The 22341-nt window shown below is 72.9% G+C and carries 21 protein-coding genes and 1 riboswitch; of the genes, 13 read left to right on the top strand and 8 right to left on the bottom strand.

Features of this window, described 5'->3' with window-relative positions:
- Nucleotides 1-14 precede the first annotated feature (14 nt).
- On the top strand, nucleotides 15-497 hold the full coding sequence (locus ACLQ2U_RS01475) for a hypothetical protein (protein ID WP_425748657.1): 483 nt from the start codon (nucleotides 15-17) through the stop codon (nucleotides 495-497).
- 48 nt (nucleotides 498-545) lie between these two features.
- Here ACLQ2U_RS01475 and ACLQ2U_RS01470 read toward each other — a convergent pair whose 3' ends face one another.
- A complete protein-coding gene (locus tag ACLQ2U_RS01470; RefSeq protein ID WP_425748656.1) occupies nucleotides 546-1877 on the bottom strand; it encodes a C39 family peptidase in 1332 nt (443 codons plus the stop codon).
- 205 nt (nucleotides 1878-2082) lie between these two features.
- Here ACLQ2U_RS01470 and ACLQ2U_RS01465 point away from each other — a divergent pair, with 205 nt between their 5' ends.
- From ACLQ2U_RS01465 to ACLQ2U_RS01450, 4 genes are all read left to right on the top strand, one after another.
- Nucleotides 2083-3939, top strand: coding sequence for a M14 family metallopeptidase (locus ACLQ2U_RS01465; RefSeq protein WP_425748655.1), 1857 nt, complete (start codon nucleotides 2083-2085; stop codon nucleotides 3937-3939).
- A 107-nt stretch (nucleotides 3940-4046) separates the two neighbouring features.
- A riboswitch (cobalamin riboswitch) is annotated at nucleotides 4047-4110 on the top strand.
- A 113-nt stretch (nucleotides 4111-4223) separates the two neighbouring features.
- Complete coding sequence (locus tag ACLQ2U_RS01460; RefSeq protein ID WP_425748654.1) at nucleotides 4224-5159, top strand: ABC transporter substrate-binding protein; 936 nt, start codon at nucleotides 4224-4226, stop codon at nucleotides 5157-5159.
- A 220-nt stretch (nucleotides 5160-5379) separates the two neighbouring features.
- Nucleotides 5380-6408: a FecCD family ABC transporter permease gene (locus ACLQ2U_RS01455; protein WP_425748878.1), complete on the top strand. Its 1029-nt coding sequence runs from the start codon at nucleotides 5380-5382 to the stop codon at nucleotides 6406-6408.
- A complete protein-coding gene (locus ACLQ2U_RS01450) occupies nucleotides 6405-7184 on the top strand; it encodes an ABC transporter ATP-binding protein (RefSeq protein WP_425748653.1) in 780 nt (259 codons plus the stop codon). Before ACLQ2U_RS01455 ends, ACLQ2U_RS01450 begins: the two co-directional genes overlap by 4 nt.
- Before the next feature lie 133 nt (nucleotides 7185-7317).
- Here ACLQ2U_RS01450 and ACLQ2U_RS01445 read toward each other — a convergent pair whose 3' ends face one another.
- The 5 genes from ACLQ2U_RS01445 to ACLQ2U_RS01425 all read right to left on the bottom strand — a co-directional run bounded on the left by ACLQ2U_RS01445 (nucleotide 7318) and on the right by ACLQ2U_RS01425 (nucleotide 13106).
- Nucleotides 7318-8100: a VOC family protein gene (locus tag ACLQ2U_RS01445; RefSeq protein WP_425748652.1), complete on the bottom strand. Its 783-nt coding sequence runs from the start codon at nucleotides 8098-8100 to the stop codon at nucleotides 7318-7320.
- A gap of 94 nt (nucleotides 8101-8194) precedes the next feature.
- Nucleotides 8195-8932 carry an ABC transporter permease gene (locus ACLQ2U_RS01440; protein ID WP_425748651.1) on the bottom strand — a complete coding sequence of 246 codons (738 nt, stop codon included), beginning with the start codon at nucleotides 8930-8932 and terminating at the stop codon, nucleotides 8195-8197.
- Nucleotides 8933-8945: 13 nt separating this feature from the next.
- Nucleotides 8946-9842, bottom strand: coding sequence for an ABC transporter ATP-binding protein (locus ACLQ2U_RS01435; protein ID WP_425748650.1), 897 nt, complete (start codon nucleotides 9840-9842; stop codon nucleotides 8946-8948).
- A 103-nt stretch (nucleotides 9843-9945) separates the two neighbouring features.
- Complete coding sequence (locus ACLQ2U_RS01430) at nucleotides 9946-12090, bottom strand: HelD family protein (RefSeq protein WP_425748649.1); 2145 nt, start codon at nucleotides 12088-12090, stop codon at nucleotides 9946-9948.
- A 218-nt stretch (nucleotides 12091-12308) separates the two neighbouring features.
- Complete coding sequence (locus ACLQ2U_RS01425; RefSeq protein WP_425748648.1) at nucleotides 12309-13106, bottom strand: carbon-nitrogen hydrolase family protein; 798 nt, start codon at nucleotides 13104-13106, stop codon at nucleotides 12309-12311.
- A gap of 96 nt (nucleotides 13107-13202) precedes the next feature.
- Here ACLQ2U_RS01425 and ACLQ2U_RS01420 point away from each other — a divergent pair, with 96 nt between their 5' ends.
- From ACLQ2U_RS01420 to ACLQ2U_RS01410, 3 genes are read left to right on the top strand one after another with little or no spacing between them, the layout of a single operon-like run.
- The gene (locus ACLQ2U_RS01420) at nucleotides 13203-13784 is read left to right on the top strand and encodes an ArsR/SmtB family transcription factor (protein ID WP_425748647.1); all 582 of its coding nucleotides are present in this window, start codon (nucleotides 13203-13205) and stop codon (nucleotides 13782-13784) included.
- Nucleotides 13785-13826: 42 nt separating this feature from the next.
- The gene (locus ACLQ2U_RS01415) at nucleotides 13827-15188 is read left to right on the top strand and encodes an MFS transporter (RefSeq protein ID WP_425748646.1); all 1362 of its coding nucleotides are present in this window, start codon (nucleotides 13827-13829) and stop codon (nucleotides 15186-15188) included.
- Nucleotides 15189-15221: 33 nt separating this feature from the next.
- Complete coding sequence (locus tag ACLQ2U_RS01410; protein ID WP_425748645.1) at nucleotides 15222-16073, top strand: menaquinone biosynthetic enzyme MqnA/MqnD family protein; 852 nt, start codon at nucleotides 15222-15224, stop codon at nucleotides 16071-16073.
- Between the two features lie 153 nt (nucleotides 16074-16226).
- On the opposite strand, the gene ACLQ2U_RS01405 is transcribed toward ACLQ2U_RS01410, so the two are convergent.
- Together ACLQ2U_RS01405 and ACLQ2U_RS01400 are read right to left on the bottom strand one after the other, a co-directional pair.
- Nucleotides 16227-17174, bottom strand: coding sequence for a hypothetical protein (locus ACLQ2U_RS01405; protein WP_425748644.1), 948 nt, complete (start codon nucleotides 17172-17174; stop codon nucleotides 16227-16229).
- A complete protein-coding gene (locus ACLQ2U_RS01400) occupies nucleotides 17174-18163 on the bottom strand; it encodes a hypothetical protein (RefSeq protein ID WP_425748643.1) in 990 nt (329 codons plus the stop codon). Before ACLQ2U_RS01400 ends, ACLQ2U_RS01405 begins: the two co-directional genes overlap by 1 nt.
- A 368-nt stretch (nucleotides 18164-18531) precedes the next feature.
- Here ACLQ2U_RS01400 and paaA point away from each other — a divergent pair, with 368 nt between their 5' ends.
- The 5 genes from paaA to paaE are packed head-to-tail and all read left to right on the top strand — an operon-like array spanning nucleotide 18532 to nucleotide 22187.
- Nucleotides 18532-19602 carry a 1,2-phenylacetyl-CoA epoxidase subunit PaaA gene (gene paaA, locus ACLQ2U_RS01395; RefSeq protein ID WP_425748642.1) on the top strand — a complete coding sequence of 357 codons (1071 nt, stop codon included), beginning with the start codon at nucleotides 18532-18534 and terminating at the stop codon, nucleotides 19600-19602.
- Nucleotides 19599-19886, top strand: a complete 288-nt coding sequence (gene paaB, locus ACLQ2U_RS01390; RefSeq protein ID WP_425748641.1) for a 1,2-phenylacetyl-CoA epoxidase subunit PaaB — start codon at nucleotides 19599-19601, stop codon at nucleotides 19884-19886. The genes paaA and paaB overlap by 4 nt, the downstream gene beginning before the upstream one ends.
- Nucleotides 19883-20608: a 1,2-phenylacetyl-CoA epoxidase subunit PaaC gene (paaC, locus tag ACLQ2U_RS01385; RefSeq protein WP_425748640.1), complete on the top strand. Its 726-nt coding sequence runs from the start codon at nucleotides 19883-19885 to the stop codon at nucleotides 20606-20608. The genes paaB and paaC overlap by 4 nt, the downstream gene beginning before the upstream one ends.
- Complete coding sequence (paaD, locus tag ACLQ2U_RS01380) at nucleotides 20605-21081, top strand: 1,2-phenylacetyl-CoA epoxidase subunit PaaD (protein WP_425748639.1); 477 nt, start codon at nucleotides 20605-20607, stop codon at nucleotides 21079-21081. Before paaC ends, paaD begins: the two co-directional genes overlap by 4 nt.
- Nucleotides 21078-22187 (top strand): 1,2-phenylacetyl-CoA epoxidase subunit PaaE, encoded by a 1110-nt coding sequence (gene paaE, locus ACLQ2U_RS01375; protein ID WP_425748638.1) that lies wholly within the window; start codon nucleotides 21078-21080, stop codon nucleotides 22185-22187. Before paaD ends, paaE begins: the two co-directional genes overlap by 4 nt.
- The last annotated feature ends 154 nt before the right edge of the window (nucleotides 22188-22341 follow it).

Here is a 22341-nt window from a genome sequence, read left to right as displayed (position 1 = left end):
TAGGGTCTGCCGCCGTGGCTTTCATGGACAAGATCAGTGGCTGGCAGACGAAGGTGTTCGTCTGGATCGGGCTCCCGGCGATCGCCGCCATCGGGCTGATGCTGGGCGGCACCGACCTGGTGCCGACCTGGCAGGCCAAGGGCGGCGGCGGTACGGCGGGCACGTTCACCGCGGTGGACGAGGAGTGCTCGCGCCGCAACTGCGAATGGCATGGTGACTTCGTGGCTACGGAGGGCGGTGCCCGGCGCACCGACGTCCTCCTCTACGACGCTCCGGACGGGCTGACCGAGGGCGCCACCGCCCCGGCCCGGGACACCGGCGCCCGCAAGGGCGTCTTCTCCACCACGGGTGGCTCCACCTGGCTGGTGGTCACGGGGATGACCGTGGCGGGCGTGCTGGCCGCGGTGGCCTGGGTGGTCATCATCGTCCGGATGGTCCGCCGGCGCCGTGAGGAGTCGTCGGGCGAGGTGTTCTCGTACACGCCCGGACAGGGCTAAGTGGTAGGACGGGTCCGGCGCGGTCGACCGCGCCGGACCCGTCCGCCTTCACCAGTTGGTGGAGCCGGGGACCGTCGGCCAGGGCACGTCGGTCGGCTTGATCAGGTACGCGATGCCGCCGGAGCCGCTGCCGGTGCCGCCGCTGGCGGTGGTGCGCTTGGTCCGCAGCCAGATCTGCTCGAACTGCTCCCGCTGGTAGACGTTCCGGACCGCCTCATTGCTGGACGAGGCGGGGTCGTTGGCGATCACGTCGCCGTCGGCGGTGAAGCCGACCACCACCATCAGGTGCCCGGAGGTGCCGTAGCCCGCCCCGTCCAGCTCGCTGGCCAGGAAGGACTGGCTGGTCACCACGGGGATGCCGGCGGCGATGAAGTGCTCCAGCTCGTCCAGCGAGTGCAGCCGGGTCACCCGCCCCTCCAGGCCCGGGAAGGTGGCCGCGTACGCGGTGTTGAACGGCCAGTTGCCGGCGCCGTCGTACTGGTGGTCGTAGGTCGACCGGGCGGCGTGGTTGACCGTGGGGTCCGGGTACGTCGGGTCGACCCAGGCGGTGTCCGCCGCGGACGGCTTCCGGCCCCAGTACTCGATGACCATCTCGGTCGAGGTGGGCGAGCACCAGGCCTCGCCGCCCCCGTCGTACTCGGGGTAGTGGCCGGCGTGGACGTTCTGCGAGTAGCGCGGTACGGCCAGCTCGGTGCCCCAGGCGATGCCGCCGGCGCTCGGGGTGACGGTGAACCGGTCGGGCACGTGCGAACTCATCGTGCCGACCGTGCGGACCACCGGCGACGCGGTGCCCGCCGGGTCCCGGTAGAGGGTCAGCCGCAGCTGGTACGCCCGCAGCAGCACCCCGGCGGCGGCGTCGTCGATGGCGAAGGTGTCGGTCCAGACGCTCGAGGTCTTGTCGCCCTGCTTGTCGACGGTGGTCCGTTTGATGTCGGCGTCGCCGGAGGCCCAGCGTCCCATCACGTACCAGGGGGTGTGGGTGCCGGTGGTGTAGGTGCCCTGGAGCTCGACCTGGATCCAGGTGCCGGCCGGGGTGTCGGCGTTCCAGGAGGCGACCAGCTCGGTGGCGTCGAAGCCGACCTCGGTCACCGGTGACGTCCAGGTGCCGTACGCCCAGCTCCGCTTGCTCTTGCTGTGCGGGTCCTTGTAGACGGTGGTGCCGACCGGCGTGCCGAGGGTGAGCCCGGCGGGGGCGACCACCGTGCCGGCGGTGTCGCCGGTCGCCCAGTCGGTGTCGCTTGTCCAGTCCTGCCAGGTGATCTGCTCGTCGTGAACGAGGGCGGTGACCGGATCGGCGTGGGCGGGGGCGGTCGCGTCGAGAAGGGTCAGCGCGGCGACTCCGGCGAGGGCGACCGCGCGCAGGGGGGTGCTGGCAACCATGGCAACTCCGCGAGATGAGGGCATCGTTGCTGTTCACTGTCCCGCTCGGAAGGAAGTTTCGCCAGAGGTTGAGCAGCGGAAAATCATTGCCGGTATGAGGATCCGACCGGGATGGTTCACAGCAGCGATGGATATTGATATGACCATGTGACTCCTGGTGAAGTGTGCGGACAACGGGATCTCCCGCACCCCGAGGAGGTTGTCCATGGCCCTCCGCACGTCCCCCCTGCGGCGCCGGCTCGCGCTGGCCGTCGCCGTCGGGCTCGGCCTCGTCACCGTCGCCACCGGCCCGGTCTCCGCACGACCGGCCGCCGAACCCGAGCCGGCCGCCGTCGGCTACCGGGTGCTCGGCCCACGTACCCTCGCCGACCGGAACGCCGTCGCCCGCACCGGCGCGGCGATCGACTACTCCGAGCACGGCGTGCTGCACGTCTCGGCCACCCGGGCCGAGGCGGCGGCCATCACCCGGCTCGGCTTCCGGCTGGAGCGGGACGCCGCGGCCGCCCCGTCCGGCGAGGCCGGCACCCTGGCCTTCCCACCCGCCGACTCCAACTACCACGACTACGCCGAGCTGACCGCCGTGGTGAACCAGGTGGTCGCGGACCACCCGGCCATCGCGAAGAAGAGCAGCATCGGTACGTCGTACGAGGGTCGCGACCTGATGGCGGTGAAGATCTCCGACAACGTCGGCACCGACGAGAACGAGCCGGAGATCCTCTTCAACGCCCAGCAGCACGCCCGCGAGCACCTGACCGTCGAGATGGCGATCTACCTGCTCAACCTCTTCACCGACAGCTACGGCACCGACTCCCGGATCACCAACATCGTGAACTCCCGGGAGATCTGGATCGTCCCCACCGTCAACCCGGACGGCAGCGAGTACGACATCGCCACCGGGTCGTACCGCTCCTGGCGGAAGAACCGGCAGCCCAACAGCGGCTCCAGCTACGTCGGCACCGACCTGAACCGGAACTGGTCATACCAGTGGGGCTGCTGCGGCGGCTCGTCCGGCAGCACCTCGTCGGAGACCTACCGCGGCCCGTCCGCCTTCTCCGCGCCGGAGACCAGCGCCCTGCGCAACTTCGTCAACAGCCGGGTGGTCGGCGGGGTGCAGCAGATCAAGGCCAACATCGACTTCCACACCTACTCGCAGCTGGTGCTCTGGCCGTTCGGCTACACCACCGCGAACACCCCCGGCGGGATGAGCGCCGACCAGTACAGCACCTTCGCCACCATCGGCCAGCAGATGGCGAACACCAACGGCTACACCCCGGAGCAGTCCAGCGACCTCTACATCGCCGACGGCACCAGCATCGACTGGATGTGGGCCACCCACGGCATCTGGGCGTACACCTTCGAGATGTACCCGGGCTCGGCCACCGGTGGCGGCTTCTACCCGCCGGACGAGGTGATCCCCGCGCAGACCTCCCGCAACAGGGAGGCGGTGCTGCTGCTCGGCGAGTACGCCGACTGCCCGTACCGGGCGATCGGCAAGCAGTCCCAGTACTGCGGCGGCGGTGGCGGCACCACGGTCTGGTCGGACACCTTCGAGACCGCCACCGGCTGGACCACCAACCCGAACGCGACGGACACCGCCACCACCGGGGCGTGGGAACGGGGTGCCGCCCAGGCGACCAGCTCCTCCGGCGCCAAGCAGCTCACCCCGTACGCCGGGAGCAACGACCTGGTCACCGGCCGGTTGGCCGGCACCGCGGCGGGTGACCACGACGTCGACGGCGGGGTGACCAGCGCCCGCTCCCCGGCGGTGACCCTGCCCTCGACCGGCACGCTCACCCTGTCGCTCGCCTGGTACCTGGCGCACGGCTCGAACGCCTCGTCGGCCGATTACTTCAAGGCCAGCGTGATCCACAACGGCGGCACCACCACCCTGCTCAACCAGGCCGGGGCGGCGAGCGACCGGGACGGCGCCTGGACGGTGTCGAACCTGAATCTCACCCCGTACGCCGGCCAGTCGGTGCGGATCCTGGTCGAGGCCGCGGACGCCTCCGGCGCCAGCCTGGTCGAGGCGGCTGTGGACAACGTCACCATCACCAGTTCGTAACCCCGGGTGGGGCCCCGTAAAGACCCGACGGGGCCCCACCCACCCCTCCCGTCCGGACGATCTCCGCTGGTCGTGCGCTACCGTGGCACCGACCATCCCGCAGCGAAGCCGGTGCGAAACCGGCGCTGTCCCGCAACTGTGATGCCCCGCCCCGCGCGGGGACGAGCCAGGTCGCCTGCGGCTGGTCGCGACACGCGCTCTCGAGGAAGGGCGCCTCGCGGGCGGGTACGCGTAGGCGGTCCCTGTCGGCGAAGCACCACACTCCTCGACCGACAGGAGGACAGATGTTCCGACGTACCCCCCGGCTCCTCGCCGCCACCCTCGCGGTGGCCGCGCTGACCCTCGGCGCCTGCGCCGAGAAGACCTCCGACGACACCCCCGCCGCCAGCAGCAGCTCGGCGGCCACCTTCCCGGTCACCGTCGGCAAGCTGACGCTGGAGAAGCGCCCGGAGAAGATCGTCTCGCTGTCGCCGACGGCGACCGAGATGCTCTTCGCCATCGGCGCCGGCAAGCAGGTCACCGCCGTCGACGACCAGTCGAACTACCCGGCGGACGCACCGAAGAGCGACCTGTCCGGCTTCCAGCCGAACGCCGAGGCGATCGCCGGCAAGAGCCCCGACCTGGTGGTGCTCTCCAACGACACCAACAAGATCGTCGACCAGCTCACCACGCTGAAGATCCCGGTGCTGCTCACCCCGGCGGCGGCCACCCTGGACGACTCCTACCAGCAGATCACCGACCTGGGCGCGCTGACCGGCCACCCGGCGGAGGCGTCCGACGTCACCAAGCGGATGAAGGACGACATCGCCAAGCTGGTCAAGGACCTGCCGCAGCGGGCGAAGAAGCTGACCTACTACCACGAGCTGGGCCCGGAGCTCTACACCGCGACCAGCAAGACCTTCATCGGCTCGATCTACGCGCTGGCCGGCCTGGAGAACATCGCCGACCCGTCGGACGCCGACGGCAAAAACGGCGGCTACCCGCAGCTCTCCCAGGAGGTCATCGTCAAGGCGAACCCGGACTTCGTCTTCCTGGCCGACACCAGGTGCTGCAAGCAGACCCCGGAGACGGTCAAGGCGCGCAGCGGCTGGGCCGGCGTCACCGCGGTGAAGAACAACCAGATCGTCGCGCTCGACGACGACATCGCCTCGCGCTGGGGCCCGCGCGTGGTCGACCAGCTCCGGTCGATCGTCGACGCCGTCGCCAAGGTGCCCGCGTGACGGTCACCCGTCGGTGACCGTGCGACCCACGGACTCCACCGACCGGACGGCCGGGACGTCAGGAACGTCCCGGCCGTCCGGCGTACCCGCGTCCGGCCCGGGTGACGACGCGTCCACGGTGTCCGGCGCCGCCACCGCAGGCCCGTCCGGCGCCACCGCCCCGAGGCCGCGTCGGGCCGCTTCCGGGCCGGGCGCCGGTGGTACGGCCCGACCGGCCGGGCTGCGCAAGCGCTGGCTCGCCGCCGGACTCGGCGCGGTGCTGGTCGCCCTGGTCGCCGGCGTGTCGTTCGGCCCGGTCAGCCTGCCACCCGGCAGCGTCACCGTGGAGCTGCTGAACCTGCTGCCCGGGGTGCACCTGCACAGCGGTCTCACCGAAAGTGAGATCAACATCCTGATCAAGCTGCGGCTGCCCCGGGTGGTGCTCGGCCTGCTGGTCGGCGGGCTGCTCGCCCTGGCCGGCGGGGCGTACCAGGGGGTGTTTCGCAACCCGCTGGCCGACCCGTACCTGCTGGGCGTGGCGGCGGGGGCCGGGCTGGCGGTCACCGCGGTGATCGCGCTCGGCGCGGTCCCGGATCCGGTGACCGGGATGTCGGTGACCGTGCCGCTGGCCGCGTTCGTCGGCTCGCTCGGCGCGGTGGCGATGACGTACCTGCTCGGGGTGGCCGGCGGGCGTGGCCGTTCCCCGGCGACGCTGATCCTGGCCGGGGTGGCGGTCTCGGCGTTCCTCTCCGCCGGGCAGACGTACCTGCTGCAACGGCACTCCGACAGCATCCAGCAGGTCTACTCCTGGCTGCTCGGCCGGCTCGCCACCGCCGGCTGGCACGACGTCCTGCTGGTCCTGCCGTACTTCGTGCTCACCGCGGTCGTGGTGCTGTTGCACCGCAGGGAGCTGGACGTGCTCTCCGTGGGCGACGACGAGGCCCGCGGCCTCGGGCTGCACCCGCAGCGCTCCCGTTACCTGCTGATCGCCGCCGCCTCGCTCGGCACCGCCGCGGCGGTCTCCGCCTCCGGCCTGATCGGCTTCGTCGGGATCATCGTCCCGCACACCGTGCGGCTACTCGCCGGGTCGAGCTACCGGGTGATCCTGCCGCTCTCCATGCTCTTCGGCGGTGCGTTCCTGGCGCTGACCGACGTGGTCGCCCGGACCGCCGCCGCACCCGCCGAGATTCCGATCGGTGTGGTCACCGCCCTGCTCGGCGGCCCGTTCTTCGTCCTGGTGCTGCGCACCACCCGGCGGGTGCTGTCATGACGGCTCCGGCGATCGAGGTCCGCGACCTGCACGTCATGCTGGGCGGCGCGCCGATCCTGGCCGGTATCGACCTGACCGTCGCGTCCGGCGAGTGGGTCACCGTGATCGGCCCGAACGGCGCCGGCAAGTCGACCCTGCTGCGCGCCGTCGGCGGCCTGCTCCCCGCGCCGCACGCCATCTCGCTCTTCGGTACGCCGTTGCGGGCGCTCCGCCCCCGCGAGCGGGCCCGGGTGGTGGCCACCGTCGCGCAGACCCCGGTGGTGCCGGCCGGCATGTCGGTGCTCGACTACGTCCTGCTGGGGCGCACCCCGTACATCCCGCCGCTGGGCCGGGAGTCCGCCGCCGACCTGGCCGCGGTGCACGACGTGCTGGACCGGTTGGACCTCGGCGCGTTCCACGGCCGGGAGCTGGCCACCCTCTCCGGCGGTGAGCGGCAGCGGGTCTTCCTGGCCCGGGCGCTCGCCCAGGGTGCCACCCTGCTGCTGCTGGACGAGCCGACCAGCGCGTTGGACATCGGCCACCAGCAGGAGGTGCTGGAGCTGGTCGACCAGCTCCGCCGGGAGCACGGCCTGACCGTGCTCGCCACCATGCACGACCTCTCCATCGCCGGCGAGTACGCCGACCGCCTGGTGCTGCTCGCCGACGGCCGGGTGGTGGCAGCCGGCCCACCCCCCGAGGTGCTCACCGAACACCTGCTGGCCACCCACTACGGCGCCAACGTCCGGGTCATCCCCGGCGACCACGGCCCCCTGGTCGTCCCCGTCCGCCCCCGCTGACCCCCCGGCCCTTCACTCCCGCCCCGGCGACACGTCGCAACCGGCGGTGTCCGGCGCCCGGGACACCGCGACATCCCGCGATCCGCGGGCGGATCAGGCGGAAGCGCGACACGCCGCACACCGCGCGGGCGGATCAGGCCGGGGCGGGGTCGGCGGCGGTGAGGGTGATGACGGCGAAGAGGGCACCCTGGGGGTCGCGGAGGGCGGCCAGCCGGCCCTGCGGGCTGTCGTGCGGCGGGACGAGGATGGTGCCGCCGAGGGTGGCGGCCCGCGCGGCGGTGGCATCGGTGTCCGCCACGGCGAAGTACACCGACCAGTACGCGGGCAGGTCGTCCGGGTAGCCGTCGCCGAGCGGCGGCATCATGCCGGCCACGATCCGCGCGCCGCACCGCCAGCCGGTGTAGACGATCTCACCCGCCAGCCACTCCTCCGGGTGCCAGCCGAAGACCAGCTCGTAGAAGACCTTCGCGCTCTCCGGGTCCGGGCTGACCAGCTCGTTCCAGCACATCGCCCCGGGGACGTTGAACAGCTCCGCCCCGGCCATCCGGATCGGCTGCCAGACGCTGAACACCGCGCCGCTCGGGTCGGCGAAGACGCCCATCCGCCCCTGGTCGAAGACGTCGAACGGGGCGACCAGCACCTGCCCGCCCGCCGCCTCCACCCGGGTGGCCGCCAGGTCGGCGTCGTCGACCGCCACGTACGTCGACCAGATCGGCACCTGGTCGGGGACGGCCGGCGGTCCGGCCCCGGCCACCGACCGGCCGTCCCTGAGGAAGGTCGTGTAGCCGCCCGCCCCAGGCTGCGGCGCGACCCGGCCGGTCCAGCCGAACAGCTCCGGGTAGAACCGCTTCGCGGCCTCCAGGTCCGGCGTGGCCAGGTCGGTCCAGCAGGGCGTGCCCGGCGGGACGGTGCTCACGCTGACCCCTCTCGGCAGGGGGCGGCCCGGCGGCCCGCCCTGCCGGCATCGTGGCACCGCCCGGTGGCCCGCCGGGGCAGAATCGGACGAAACGTCAGCTGAACCGGCGACCCTCGTCCCGCCGGTACGCCCACCCGGCGAGCGCGGCCAGGGCCACCACCCAGACCCCGAGCATGACCAGGGAGACCGGGTTCGGCCGCCAGTCGGTGACCGCCGTCCACATCAGCTCCACCGCGCCCCGGGTGGGCAGGTAGGGGGCGATCGCCCGGATGAAGCCGGGGGCGTCGTCCGGGCCGGAGAGCAGGCCGCCGCCGAAGGCCAGCGGGAAGAAGACGACCTGCGCGACCACGACCGCCGCCTTGCTCGGCAGCCCGTACCCGATGGTGAGGCCGAGCAGGGTGAACGGCACCGACACCACGGCAACGGTGGCGGCGCCGAGCAGGAACTGCAACGGGGTGACCCGGGCGGCGGTGGCGACCGCCGCGATGACCACGACCGGCAGCATGGACAGGTACGTCAGTACCAGCCCGGCGAGGATCCGGCCGGCGAAGCGCGGCGCGGCCCCGGCCGGCAGGGTCCGGGTGTACGGGTTCCAGGGCTGCGCGCGGTCCTCGGAGACGCCGACGCCGTACTGGAAGACGTTGGCGGTGAGCACGGAGAAGGTGACCATCGCGGCGGTGGCGTAGGTGGCCGCGGTCGGGTCGTCCCCGGCGAACGGCACCACGAAGAAGATCATCGAGGCGGCCGGGAAGAATGCGCTGCCGACCACGGCGACCGGGATCCGGAGGATCTCCAGCAGCTGGTAGCGCGCGTGGACCAGGGCGAGCTGCATGGTGGTCGGCTCCTCAGGCGGCGGCGGCGGGCTCGGCGACGGGTTCGTCGCCGGCGGTGATGGTCAGGAAGGCCTCCTCCAGCGAGGTGGGGCGGACCTCCAGCTCGCGGAACGCCACTCCGGCGCCGACCAGGTCGCGGACCAGCTGGTCGGCGTCCGTGGTGAGCAGGTGGGTACGCCCCTCGGCGTGCTCGGTGGCGACCACCCCGGGCAGCGCCGGCAGGTCGTCGGCGACCAGGCTGACCCGACGTACGCCGACGATGCCGCGGATCGCGTCGACGGTGTCGTCGGCGAGCACCCGACCCCGGCCGATCACCACCACCCGCTGCGCCAGCGCCTCCACCTCCTCCAGGTAGTGGCTGCTCAGCAGGACCGTCCCGCCGTCGGCGTGGAACGCCCGGATCGCCTCCCAGAGGGCGTGCCGCGCCTCGACGTCCAGGCCGGTGGTCGGCTCGTCGAGCACCACCAGCCGGGGCCGGCCGACGAAGGCGAGCGCGACCGCGAGCCGGCGCCGCTGACCGCCGGAGAGGCCGCCGGTCTGCCGGCGTACCTGGTCGGCGAGGCCGAACCGGTCGAGCAGCTCGGCCCGGGGCACCGGATCGGGGAAGTGCGCGGCGACGAAGTCGACCACCTCGCCGACCCGGAGGGTGCCGGGCAGGCCGGTCTCCTGCGGGGTGAGCCCGAGCCGCCGGCGCGACGCCGGGTCGCGCGGGTCGCCGCCGAAGAGCTCGACCCGGCCGGCGGTGGGGTGCCGCAGCCCGACCAGCAGGTTGATCAGGGTGCTCTTGCCGGCGCCGTTCGGCCCCAGCAGGCCGACCAGCTCACCGGCGCCGACGGTGAGGTCGACCCGGTCGAGGGCGAGCACGTCGCCGTACCGGCGGGTGGCCTGGTCGGCGCGGGCGAGGATCATGGTGGCTCCCTTCGGGTTGCGGTCCCGGGCGGATGCGCGGCCTCCTGTGTACCTCCCCGACGCCATCCCCGACGCCCCGCGGCGCGTCGGCTGGCCCGCCCGGTCAGGCCGCCGCGTCGACCAGCGGGGCGGGCAGCGCCACGCTGTGCAGCACCGACAGCCGGGAGACCGCCCGGGTCAGCACCACGTAGAGGCGGTGCAGTCCGCGCGGCTCCGCCGCGACGATCGCGGCCGGCTCGACGACCACGACGTGGTCGTACTCCAGGCCCTTGACCAGGGTCGCGGGGACCACGGTGACCCGCGCCGCGGCCGCCACGTCGTCGGCGGTCGTGGTCTCGACGCCAGCGGCGGCGAGCGCCGCGCGGAGCCGGTCCACCGCGGCGTCGGCGGCGATCACACCGACCGAGCCGTCGTGCGCGAGCGCCGCCCGCACCTCGGCCACCGTCGCCGCGTCCAGGTCGGTCACGGTACGCACGTCGAGCGCCCCGTCGCGGCGCAGCGACTCGGCCGGGGGCACGTCGACGGCGAGCGCCGGCAGCAGCCGGTTGGCGAACGCGACCAACGCGGCGGGCACCCGGAAGCCGACGCTCAGCGGCACCACCGCCGCATCCGGCTTGCCGAGGTGGGCCAGGGACTCGCGCCAGTCGGTGGCGGCCCACGGCGCGGTGCCCTGGGCCAGGTCGCCGAGAAGGGTGATCGAGCCGTGTTCACTGCGCCGGGCGATGGCCCGGCACTGCATCGGGGAGAGGTCCTGCGCCTCGTCGACCACCACGTGCCCGAAGCCGGCCGGCCGTTCGATCAGGCCCGCGGCCTCGTCGATCAGCACCGCGTCGGCGGCGGTCCACTTCGTCGCCTTCGGCGTGCGGCCGAGCCTCGTGCCGGTCGCACCCCGGTCCTGCCGGCGCCCGGCCGCCGCCGTGTCGTCCGGTCCCTCGGTGGCTGCCCGGCCGAGGAGCAGCGCCTGCTCCTCGGTGGTGAGCAGCCCGTCGGCCGCGGCGGCCAGCGCCGCCGGGTCCCCGAGCAGCGTGTGCACCAGCCCTTCCGGGGTGAGCGCCGGCCAGACCGCGTCGAGGAAGGCGGTCACCGGCCTGGCCTTGCCCATCCGGCGCAGCCAGGCGTCACCCGGCGACTCGGCCCGGCGCGCCTCGGCCTGGCGTTGCAGCAGCCCGACCACTCGGGCCCGGACCCGCTCCCGCCCGGTGCCGTACGGCAGCCCCTCCCGGCGGGCCTCCCGCACCACCCGGTGCAACGGGTCGAGGCCGATCCGCCAGCGGAACGACCCGTCCGACACCATGATCGGCTCGGTCGGCTCCCCGATCTGCGCGTCGACGGCCCGGCGCAGCACCTCGGCCATCCGCGCGTCGTGCTTGAGGGCCGCCACCGCCGGGTCCTCGACCGCGCGCACCGGCACCCGGGCGAGCAGGTCCTCCACCGTGGACTGCTCCACCTCGACCTCGCCGAGCGCGGGCAGCACCGCCGCGATGTACGACAGGAACGCCCGGTTCGGCCCGACGATCAGCACGCCCGAGCGGCGCAGCCGCTCCCGGTGCAGGTAGAGCAAATACGCGGCCCGGTGCAGCCCGACGGCGGTCTTCCCGGTGCCCGGCGCGCCCTGGACGCAGATCGAGTCGGTCAGGTCGGCCCGGACCAGCTCGTCCTGCTCGGGCTGGATGGTGGCGACGATGTCCCGCATCGGCCCGACGCGGGGGCGCTCGACCTCGGCGGTGAGGATCCGGCTGGCCGTACCCAGCTCCTCGCCCCGGTCCAGGTGCTCGTCCTCGAAGCTGGTCAGCACCCCGGTGCTGAACCCGAACCGGCGCCGGACGGCGACGCCCTGCGGGTCGCGCGCGCTGGCCCGGTAGAACGAGCGGGAGACCGGGGCCCGCCAGTCCAGCACGAGCGGCTCGCCCCGCTCGTCGGTGACGTGCCGGCGACCGACGTGGTACTCGCGCCCAGCGTGGTCGGCGTCCGCCTGGCCGCCGTGCTGGCCTTCGGCGGTCCCGCCGAAGTCGAGCCGGCCGAAGAAGAGCGGGGTGGTCGGGTCGTCCGCGAGCTCGGCGACCCGCCGGGCCAGCGTCCGGCCCAGCATCTCCGCCGCGTACGGGTCACCGGCGACCTGGTCGCCGCCGGCGAAGAGCGCCTCGGCGCGTTCGCGCATCCGGCGCAGGGCGATGCGGGAGGTGTCCAGGTGGGCCCGCTCGGCGGCGAGCTCGGCGTTCAGGGACCGTTCTTGGGCGTGCAGGGTCATCCACGTACTCCTCGTGACGGGGAACAACGCTGCCGCTCGCGTTTCCGACTCGTCGGTCGGCGCGGGGACGTCCGCTGCGGTGCTTACTCACCGCGGCCGTCAGGCGGGAAACGAGCAGCTTACTCCCCTGAATCGGCCGGGCAACCGAATTCCTCGAGGCGCCTGCCGCTGACCCGGCCCGCACGGCGGCCCCGCTCATCGGAGCCTGCGGCGGTTGATCAGTCGGAGGGCTGAGCCGGTGGGTGGTAGTGCAGGTCGAGGACGTCCCGGCGCTGCTGGCCGAGACTCCAGTCGGAGACCTGGGTCAGGTCGACGGTGACCCGCAGGGTGCCGATCTCGCCGGCCGGCAGTTCGGCGAGCACCTCGCCACGGGGCGAGACGACCATGCTCGGACAGTGCTGGCGCTCGTCGGCGAGGTTGACAGCGAACACGAACCGCTGGTTCTCAGCGGCCCGGCTGATGAGATGGCTGCGCCAGACGCCGGCCGCCGCTTCGGGGCTGGCGGCGTTGGTCAGGTAGACGAAGGCGTCCGCGCCCGAGCGGGCGAGGTGCTGCCACTGCTCCGGGTAGCGGATCTCGCGGCACAGCTGCACGCCCACGACGAGGTCCCCCCAGGGCTGGGGTACGCGGAGCGTCGGCAGCTCGGCTCCGGCGCGCAGCACGGGGCGCTCGTTCACCGCCAGGTTGATCTTGCGGTAGGTCCACCGGTCGCCGGACGGCGCGAAGTAGAGGGCGGCGTTCCACCAGGCGCCGCCCTCGGGGAGCAGCGACCCGCAGAAGAGGTGGACGCCCCGGCGTCGGGCGATCCCGGCCACCGTGTCGATCGCCTCGGCGAGGGCCGCGCGGTCGAGCGTGGCGAGCGGCGACAGGTCCGGGGCGTAGCCGGAGAGGGCGCCCTCGGGCAGCAGCACGACGTCGTCGGGTTTGCTGTCCGCCACGACCTCCTCGATCGACGCGAGATTCGTGTCGATGTTCCAGCCGGTCGGGATCTGGCCGATCGTCACGGACGTCTGCATGTCATCTTCCTGCCCCGGGTCCGCCGAGCCTAGTTGCCGGTGTCGGGTGGCGTGGGGCGATGGTGCCGGGGAGGGTGGGCCGGGATCATGGGGGGCATGACCGAGGCGCGCCCCGAGCAGCGCCGGATGACGATCAGCGACCCGCAGGTGATGCGGGCGCTGGCCCATCCGGCCCGACTCGCGATCATGGAATACCTCAGCTCGCTGGAGGGCGGCGCGACCGCCACCGAGTGCGCCGAGATCGCCGGCCTCTCGCCGAGCGCGACCAGTTACCACCTGCGGGCGCTGGCGAAGTTCGGCCTGATCGAGGAGGCGCCCAGCCGGGGCGACGCGCGGGAACGGGTGTGGCAGGCCTTCAGCCCGTCCTACTTGGTGGAGGCCGGGCGGTCGGCCGACTCGGAGGCGCAGGCCGCCGAGCTGGCCCTGGTGGAGGCGCACACCGCCCGGGACGCGCAGCGCACCCGCGACTGGATCCGCCGGGCTCCGGGAGAGCCGCCGGAGTGGTACGACGCGGCCTGGCTCAGCGACTCCCTGTTGCTGCTCACCGCCGAGGAACTGGCCGCGCTGAACCTTTCCGTCCAGGAACTGCTCAACCCCTATCGGAAGCGGCTCCGGAAGGATCCGCCCGCTGGTGCTCGCACCGTCGCCTTGCAGTACCGGGCGTTGCCCATCGACTGACCGGGGTTGCGTCCACCAGGTGTGAAGGATTATTTTCGAAGTATGTCTTTCACAACTGGTCCGTCGCGCTGGTCCGACGTCTGGCTCGCCACCGCTGCCCGAGGCGTCTCCAGCTGTGGGGACTTCCTCGCCGCCAGCGCGCTGATCTTGGCGTTGCAGTCCGCTGGGGCGGGCGGGCTGGCCGTGTCCGGGCTGCTGTTGGCCGCGACCCTGCCGCTGGTGGCGCTCGCCCCGCTGACCGGGCGGCTCGCCGACCGGGTGGACAGCCGCACGCTGCTGGTGGTCACGGGGACCGTCCAGGCCGGGATCTGTCTCGCGCTGGCGTACGCCGGGCACCCCGCGCTGGTGATCGGCCTGCTGGCGCTGCTCGCCGCCGGCCTGGCGGTCACCCAGCCGGTGCTCTCCGCCCTGGTGCCCGCCATGGTCCGGGCCGACGACCTGCCCCGGGCCAGCGCGCTGAACCAGACGGCCGGCACGCTCGGCGCGCTCGCCGGCCCGGCGGTGGCCGGGGTGCTGGTCGGTGAGTTCGGCGCCCGTCTGCCGCTGCTCGTCGATGCGGGCAGCTACCTCGCCCTGGTGGCGGCCGGGCTGCTCATCCGTACCCGACGGGGCGGCCGGCGTGCGGAGCCGGCGGCCACCGGCGATGCGGCGGCGGTGACCACCTGGCGGCTGCGGCGCGACCCGCTGCTGGTCGCGATGGTCGCCACCCTCGCCGGGGTGATCGGCGCGGTCGGGGCGATCAACGTGGTCGAGGTCTTCTTCATCCGGGAGACGCTGGGCAGCTCCACTACCGTGTACGGCCTGGTGACCGGCGCCTGGACGCTCGGCATCCTGGTCGGCGGCTGGCTCTTCGCCCGGCTCGTCCGGCGGCTCACCGACGACGGCGCGCTGCTCGGGGCGGGTCTGGCCCTGCTCGGCGGGTGCTGCCTGATGGTGCTGGTCTCGGCGGCGGTCCCGTCCGCGCTGCTGCTGGTGCCGATCTGGCTGCTCGGCGGGGTCTGCAATGGCGGTGACAACGTCTTCAACAACGTGCTGCTGGCCCGGCGGGTGCCGGAGGCGGCGCGCGGCCGGGCGTTCGCCGTCTTCGGGGCGGCGGTCCAGGGCGCGGCGATGGCCGGCTTCGTGGTCGGTGGCCTGCTGCTGGCGGTGGCCGATCCCCGGCCGCTGGTCGCCGGGTGCGGGGTGGCCGGCCTGCTGGTGGTCGCCGTGTTCGCGGTGCCGGTGCGCCGGGCGATCCGCGCCGAACGCGCGGTCGGCGCGAAGCCGACCAGCGGCAGCGCGGTAGGTGCCGGCCCGACGGGCGGCAGCGCGGTCGACGCGGACCCGACGGCCGGCGGCCCGGCTGGTGAGCCCGCGCCGGTGCCGGCCGGTGCGGGGTTGGCCACTCCGGGGTCGACCCGCTGAGCCGGCCGCGGCCCGCGGGGATACGGTCGGGTCATGGCTGAGCGCGTGGCACGCCCCCGGGTCGGGCACATCCAGTTCCTCAACTGCCTGCCGATCTACTGGGGGCTGATGCGCTCCGGTGCGCTGCTCGACGTCGACCTGCACAAGGACTCCCCGGACCGGCTCAGCGCCGCGCTGGTCGCCGGTGACCTGGACATCGGCCCCATCTCGCACGTGGAGTACCTGCGGCACGCCGACGAGCTGCTGCTCCTGCCGGACCTGGCGGTCGGCAGCGACGGTCCGGTGCTCTCGGTCAACGTGGTCTCCACCAAGCCGCTGGCCGAGCTGGACGGCGGCCGGGTCGCGCTCGGTTCGACCTCGCGGACCGGCGTGCTCCTCGCCCGGCTGCTGCTCGGCGAGCGGTACGGCGTCCGCCCCGAGTACTTCCGCTGCCCGCCCGACCTGACCCAGATGCTGCTGGAGGCCGACGCCGGCGTACTCATCGGCGACGTGGCGCTGCGCGCCCTCTACGAGGCGCCGCGCCGCGGGCTGGAGGTGACCGACCTCGGCCAGGCCTGGCGGGACTGGACCGGGCTGCCGATGGTCTTCGCCGTCTGGGCGGTACGCCGCGACTTCGCCGCCGCCCACCCCGGGATGGTCAAGGAGGTGCACGAGGCGTTCCTGCGCTCCCGTGATCTCTGCCTGGCCGAGCTGGACCAGGTGGCCGAGGCGGCCGCCCGGTGGGAACCGTTCGACGCGGCGACCCTGGCCACCTACTTCCGTACCCTCGACTTCTCGCTCGGCGAACGGCAGGTGGCCGGCCTCCGGGAGTTCGCCCGGCGGGCCGCGGAGATCGGCGAGGCCCCCGCGCTGCCCGCCGACGGCCCCGAGTTCTTCGCCGGCTGACCACGCCGCCCGACCACGCTGCCCCCTGGCCGCCCGACCACGCCGCCGTCCGGCGCGTCCGCGCCGGGCGGGCGGACGCCGGAACGGCGATGTGGCGGTGTCCCCGAAACCGGGACACCGCCACATCGGCGAAACGGGGGTGGATCAGGCGGCTCAGGTGTCGCCGCGGAGCACCGCTTCGGTGATCTTCTGGCAGTTCTTCATGCCGTAGTCGTAGCCCATGCCGATCGGGTAGCGGACCATCACGCCCATCGTCCAGTTGTCGCCGATGGCCAGGCAGTTGATGTGGATCTCCTGCTCCCTGGTCCGGTCGACCCAGCCGTTCTTGATGGCGATGGTCTTCTGCTCCGCCGCGGGGAACGCCTTGCGGATGCCGAAGTCGCCCGCACCGCGGACCTGCCGCATCTCGTTGAGCAGCCACTTGGTCCACTGCGGACCGGCGGCGCGACCGTCCTTGATGCACGCGCCGAGCCGGGCGGTGTCCCGGGGGGACAGGTTGGTCCGGCTCCAGCCGCCGTCCGCGGCCGGCCTGCTGTCGGTGGTCTTGCAGATGGAGACCATCCGCTTGATCGAGGCGGACCGCCCGATGGAGTTGTAGAACTTCTCGGCCCGGGTGTTGTCGCTGTCCCGGATGATCCGGGTGGCGTCCGCGAGCTTGGCGTCGCTGGGGGTCGTGCCGGCCTCGTCCGCCCTGCGCAGGTAGTCGGCGACGATCCAGGACTTGATCAGCGAGGCGGTGGTACTGGTCTCGCCCATGTTCTTCGAGCCGATGATCTTCCCGGTCCGGGTGTCCAGCACGCTCCAGGCGTACCAGCCCGTGAGGTCGAGGTCGATCTGCCTGTCCTCGAACGGCAGCGGCTCCAGCGACGGCGTCGGCGACGGGGTCGGCCTGGGACGGTCGCGGCGGTCGGTCGGGGCATCGGTGGACCGGTCCGGGCCGGACGGGTCGCCCCAGTGCGAGGCGACCGACTGGAGCGGCGATCCGGGCAGCAGCCGCAGCGACACCAGCACCAGACCGATCAGGATCGCCGCGAACGCGGCGAGCTTCAGCGGCTGGTTTTCCCGCCGGCCGCCACGACCGCCGCGCCGTTTGCCGGCCATCAGAGCTTTCCGACCGGCTGCTGCGGCACCTTGAGCGCCGCGCCGGGCTGCGGGGTCACCAGCTGGGTGGCGACACTGGCGCAGACCTTCGCGCCGTAGTCCAGCTTGCCGCTCTGTGGGTAACGCAGCATCACGGCGAGGCTCCACTTGTCGGTGACGGCGAGGCAGTTGACGTGCCAGTTGCCGTCGTAGCTGAGCGGGGTCCAGCCGTTCTTGATGCTCACCGGGCCCTGCGCCTTGATCTCGGCCGGCAGGCCGTCGACGATGCCCCACTTGCCGCCACCGGAGCGCGTCTGCTGCTGGCTGACGCTGCCCCGGACCTTGGACATCTCGTCCAGCACCCACTTCGTCCACTTGGGGCCGGCGGCCTTGCCGTCGGCGATGCAGTCGCCGAGCCGGACCGCGTCCCGGGGGGACATCCGGGTGAAACTCCACCAACCCTCGTAGCCGGGCACGTTGCCGCGCTTGGTGTCGGTGAGGCCGCAGGTGCTGATCGCCCGCTTCACGACCGGGCCGGGCTGGCCGCCCGCCGGCACCTTGTAGGAACCGCCCGCGGCCCGGTAGACCGCGTTGGCCGCGTCGTCGTTGCTGTCCCGGATGGCCAGGCTGGCCTGCTTCTTCAGGCTGGCCGACGGCTCCTTGTCGCCGAGCTGGCGCAGGTAGTCGGAGACGATCCAGGCCTTGAGCATCGACTCGGTCGAGTTGGTCGCGCTCAGATTCTTGGAGCCGGAGACCTTGCCGGTCGTGCGGTCCATCAGGGCCCAGGAGAAGTACTCGCCCTTGAAGTTCACCGCGACCGGACCGGCCGCCAGGGTCGGCGGCGGAGGCGCGGTCGGCGTGGGGGCGGGGACCTGTTCGGCCGCGCTGCCGCCGATGCCGCTGAGTGCGCCGTCCTCGCCGCCGAGTCGGGCGTACGCCGCGGGCACCAGCAGACCGGCGCCGAGCAGGACCGCCAGGACGGCGAGCACCATGATCACGCGAGATCGCATGAGTGGGTGAGCTCCAGATGTCAGGGCCGGGGGGCCGGCTGTTTTCCGAATGTGTCGGCCTGATCGCCGAGGCCGGGGGAGGTGGCCTCGTCCGTGACGGCGATCGTCGGCAGCCGATCGGTATGACCGGGAAAGCTTACGTCCCGACTGGCGACGCGCCAGAACCCGACGCTCGCCAACATGCCGAGAAGCCGGGATTAAACGCCGCTATGCCGCCCTTGAGAGGATTCACGTTCTCCAAGTGACGCAAGTCATAACCAGGCCTGGGCCTGGTTCGGCCCGGTGTTGCCGGCCGGTGACGAAAGCCGCATCCGGAATCCTGTTACACCCTCTGGTGTGGTTGAGGGCGAGCTGTAACACTTGGTGCCATGTATGGCAACGACTTCGCCGCCGGAGAGGACGCTCCCGGCGGTGACCTGCTCGGCCAGGTCGAGGCGGCCGAGACGGCCCTGCGTGAGGCGGCGGCCCGCGGCCGCCGCGCGGACGGCCCCGGCCCCGGCGAGGACCTGGCGGCGTACTTCACCGAGGTGATCGACGCCGACCAGAAGATCGAGCCGCGCGACTGGATGCCCGAGGCGTACCGCCGGACGCTGATCCGGCAGATCGCGCAGCATGCGCACTCCGAGATCATCGGCATGCAGCCGGAGGGGAACTGGATCAGCCGGGCCCCCTCGCTCAAGCGCAAGGCGATCCTGCTGGCCAAGGTCCAGGACGAGGCCGGTCACGGCCTCTACCTCTACGCCGCGGCGGAGACCCTGGGCGTCAGCCGGGACGAGCTGGTGGACCTGCTGCTCGAAGGCCGGCAGAAGTACAGCTCGATCTTCAACTACCCCACCCTGAACTGGGCCGACATGGGGGCGATCGGCTGGCTGGTGGACGGTGCCGCGATCGTCAACCAGGTGCCGCTCTGCCGCTGCTCGTACGGGCCGTACGCGCGGGCCATGATCCGGGTCTGCAAGGAGGAGTCGTTCCACCAGCGGCAGGGCTACGAGATCCTGCACACCCTCGCCCACGGCACGCCGGCGCAGAAGGCGATGGCCCAGGACGCCGTCGACCGCTGGTGGTACCCGTCGCTGGCCATGTTCGGCCCGCCGGACGGTGACTCCACCCACTCCGAGCAGTCCATGGCGTGGAAGATCAAGCGCTTCTCCAACGACGAGCTGCGCCAGCGCTTCGTGGACATGTGCGTGCAGCAGGCCGAGAGCCTCGGCCTCACCCTGCCCGATCCCGACCTGCGCTGGAACGACGAGCGGCAGTCGTACGACTACACCCAGCCGGACTACGACGAGCTGATGCAGGTGATCAAGGGCAACGGCCCGTGCAACCGGCAGCGGATTGAACACCGCCGGGCCGCGCACCGCGAGGGCGCCTGGGTACGTGAGGCCGCCGCGGCGTACGCCGCCAAGCGGGCGGAACAGAAGGAGAAGGTGGCCGCGTGAGCAACGAACACACCCCGCTCTGGGAGGTCTTCGTCCGGGCCCGGCGCGGGCTGTCGCACACCCACGTCGGCAGCCTGCACGCCCCCGACGCCGAGCTGGCCCTGCGCAACGCCCGGGACGTCTACACCCGCCGCCAGGAGGGCGTCTCCATCTGGGTGGTGCCGGCGAGCGCGATCACCGCGTCCAGCCCCGACGAGAAGGACGCCTTCTTCGACCCGGCCGCCGACAAGGTCTACCGCCACCCCACCTTCTACGAGGTGCCGGACGGGGTGGCCCACCTGTGAACGGTTCCTTCGACTTCGTCCTCCGGCTCGGCGACGACGCGCTGGTCGCGGCGCAGCGGCTCGGCGAGTGGGCCACCCGCGCGCCGGAGATGGAGGAGGACATCGCGCTGGCCAACATCGCCCTCGACCAGCTCGGCGCGGCCCGCCTGCTGCTGTCGTACGCGGGCGAGCTGGAGGGCGCCGGCCGGGACGAGGACGCGCTGGCGTACCTGCGCGACGACCGGGAGTTCCGCAACTGCCTGCTGGTGGAGCTGCCCAACGGCGACTTCGCGGTGACCATGGTGAAGCTGCTGCTGCTCTCGGCGTACCAGTTGCCGCTCTACACCGCGCTGGCCGGCTGCGCCGACGAGCGGCTCGCCGCGATCGGCGCCAAGGCGCGCAAGGAGTCGGCGTACCACCTGGACCACAGCTCGCTCTGGGTGAAGCGGCTCGGCGACGGCACCGAGGAGTCGCACCGGCGCGCCCAGGCCGCGGTGGACCAGGTCTGGCCGTACCACCACGAGCTCTTCACGGCGGACCCGGCGGCGCCGGTCGACCCGGCCACCCTGCGGGCCGACTTCGACGCCGTGGTGTCCGCGGTGCTGGACGAGGCGACGCTGACCCGGCCGGAGACCGGCTGGGCGCCGGCCGGCGGGCGGGACGGGGTGCACACCGAACACCTGTCGTACCTGCTCGCCGAGATGCAGGTGCTGCACCGCGCCCATCCGGGGGCGAAGTGGTGACCGACCCCAGGGCGGCCGCCGCGGCGGTGGTGGACCCGGAGATCCGGGTCATCACCATCGACGAGCTCGGCATCCTGCGGGCGGTCGACCAGGACCCGGCCACCGGCCGGGTGGTCGTCACCATCACCCCCACCTACACCGGCTGCCCGGCGATGGACGTGATCCGGGCGGACATCCGCTGGGCGCTGGCCGCCGCCGGTCATCCCGACGCCGAGGTCCGCACGGTCTACAGCCCGGCCTGGAGCACCGACTGGATCTCCGACAGCGGGCGCGCCAAGCTGACCGCCGCCGGCATCGCCCCGCCGGCCCCGGTGCGCGCCGGGAACGTGGTGCCGCTGACCCTCGCCGTCCGCTGCCCGCGCTGCGGCTCCCCGGAGACGGAGCAGATCAGCCGCTTCGGCTCCACCGCGTGCAAGGCCCTCTGGCGTTGCCGCTCCTGCCAGGAACCCTTCGACCACCTGAAGGCGCTGTGACTGTCACGATCACCCGCCCGGTCCGTCGCCGGCCGGCCTTCCACCCGCTCCCCGTCGCCGCCGTCGACCGGCTCACCGACGACGCCGTGGCGATCACCTTCGCCGTGCCGGAGGAGCTGCGGGAGACCTTCGCGTTCTCCGCCGGCCAGCACCTGACCGTGCGGCGGACCGGGACGGACGGCGAGGACGTGCGGCGGTCGTACTCGATCTGCTCGATCCCGGACGACCTGGCCCGGCACGGTCGGCTGCGGATCGGGGTGCGGGAGATCCCCGGCGGCGCCTTCTCCGCGTTCGCCTGCGGGGCGCTGCGCGGTGGCGACACGGTCGAGGTGATGCCGCCGCTGGGGCACTTCACCACGGCCGTCGCGCCGGACCGGGTCCGGCACTACGGCGCGGTGGTCGCCGGCTCCGGCATCACCCCGGTGCTCGCGCTGGTCGCGACGGCCCTGGCCGTCGAGCCGGCCAGCACCTTCACCCTGGTGTACGGCAACCGCACGGCGAACACGGTGATGTTCGCCGAGGAGCTGGCCGACCTGAAGGACCGCTACCCGACCCGGCTGCACCTGGTGCACGTGCTCTCCCGGGAGCAGGGCGAGTCGCCGCTGCTCTCCGGGCGGATCGACGCCGAGCGGCTGGGCCGGCTGCTGGACACCATCGTGCCGGGCGACGCCATCGAGGAGTGGTTCCTCTGCGGCCCGTACGCGATGGTGGTGGACGCCAAGGCGGTGCTGACCGGCCGGGGTCTGCCGGAGTCGGCGGTGCACACCGAGCTGTTCCACGTCGACGCGCCGCCGGAGCCGCCGCGCCGACCGGGCGACGAGCCCGGCGCCGGCGCCGAGGTGACCATCGTGCTGGACGGCCGGTTGTCGAGCTTCACCATGGGCCGCGACGAGCGGGTGCTGGACGCGGCGCTGAAGGTCCGCGGCGAGCTGCCGTACGCCTGCAAGGGCGGGGTCTGCTCCACCTGCAAGGCCAAGGTCGTCGAGGGCGAGGTGACGATGGCCCGCAACTACGCCCTGGAGCCCGACGAGATTGCCGCCGGCTACGTCCTCACCTGCCAGTCCAGCCCGGTGACCGACAAACTCACGGTCGACTACGACGCGTGACCCCAGCCCTTCCTCCCGCGATCTTGCAGTTGCTGCCCGGACGTTCCCCGCTTATCGGACGGAACGAGGGCCGAAACTGCAAGATCGCGAGGTGGGCGGGTGGGGTGGAGGAAAGTGGAAGGGCACCCGGGGGGAGTTCTGCGGGGGCGACGTA

This window comes from Micromonospora sp. DT47 (assembly GCF_049844475.1).
Taxonomy (GTDB): domain Bacteria; phylum Actinomycetota; class Actinomycetes; order Mycobacteriales; family Micromonosporaceae; genus Micromonospora.
The sequence above is the reverse complement of the archived record's forward strand: the minus strand, read 5'-3'. Positions and strand labels throughout refer to the sequence as shown.

Excerpts from the sequence above, each read along its gene's own strand:
- ACLQ2U_RS01470 (WP_425748656.1), bottom strand. The coding sequence starts at position 1,877 with ATGGTTGCCAGCACCCCCCTGCGCGCGGTCGCCCTCGCCGGAGTCGCC.
- ACLQ2U_RS01465 (WP_425748655.1), top strand. The coding sequence starts at position 2,083 with ATGGCCCTCCGCACGTCCCCCCTGCGGCGCCGGCTCGCGCTGGCCGTC.
- ACLQ2U_RS01460 (WP_425748654.1), top strand. The coding sequence starts at position 4,224 with ATGTTCCGACGTACCCCCCGGCTCCTCGCCGCCACCCTCGCGGTGGCC.
- ACLQ2U_RS01450 (WP_425748653.1), top strand. The coding sequence starts at position 6,405 with ATGACGGCTCCGGCGATCGAGGTCCGCGACCTGCACGTCATGCTGGGC.
- ACLQ2U_RS01440 (WP_425748651.1), bottom strand. The coding sequence starts at position 8,932 with ATGCAGCTCGCCCTGGTCCACGCGCGCTACCAGCTGCTGGAGATCCTC.
- ACLQ2U_RS01435 (WP_425748650.1), bottom strand. The coding sequence starts at position 9,842 with ATGATCCTCGCCCGCGCCGACCAGGCCACCCGCCGGTACGGCGACGTG.
- ACLQ2U_RS01430 (WP_425748649.1), bottom strand. The coding sequence starts at position 12,090 with ATGACCCTGCACGCCCAAGAACGGTCCCTGAACGCCGAGCTCGCCGCC.
- ACLQ2U_RS01425 (WP_425748648.1), bottom strand. The coding sequence starts at position 13,106 with ATGCAGACGTCCGTGACGATCGGCCAGATCCCGACCGGCTGGAACATC.
- ACLQ2U_RS01420 (WP_425748647.1), top strand. The coding sequence starts at position 13,203 with ATGACCGAGGCGCGCCCCGAGCAGCGCCGGATGACGATCAGCGACCCG.
- ACLQ2U_RS01415 (WP_425748646.1), top strand. The coding sequence starts at position 13,827 with ATGTCTTTCACAACTGGTCCGTCGCGCTGGTCCGACGTCTGGCTCGCC.
- ACLQ2U_RS01410 (WP_425748645.1), top strand. The coding sequence starts at position 15,222 with ATGGCTGAGCGCGTGGCACGCCCCCGGGTCGGGCACATCCAGTTCCTC.
- ACLQ2U_RS01405 (WP_425748644.1), bottom strand. The coding sequence starts at position 17,174 with ATGGCCGGCAAACGGCGCGGCGGTCGTGGCGGCCGGCGGGAAAACCAG.
- ACLQ2U_RS01400 (WP_425748643.1), bottom strand. The coding sequence starts at position 18,163 with ATGCGATCTCGCGTGATCATGGTGCTCGCCGTCCTGGCGGTCCTGCTC.
- paaA (WP_425748642.1), top strand. The coding sequence starts at position 18,532 with ATGTATGGCAACGACTTCGCCGCCGGAGAGGACGCTCCCGGCGGTGAC.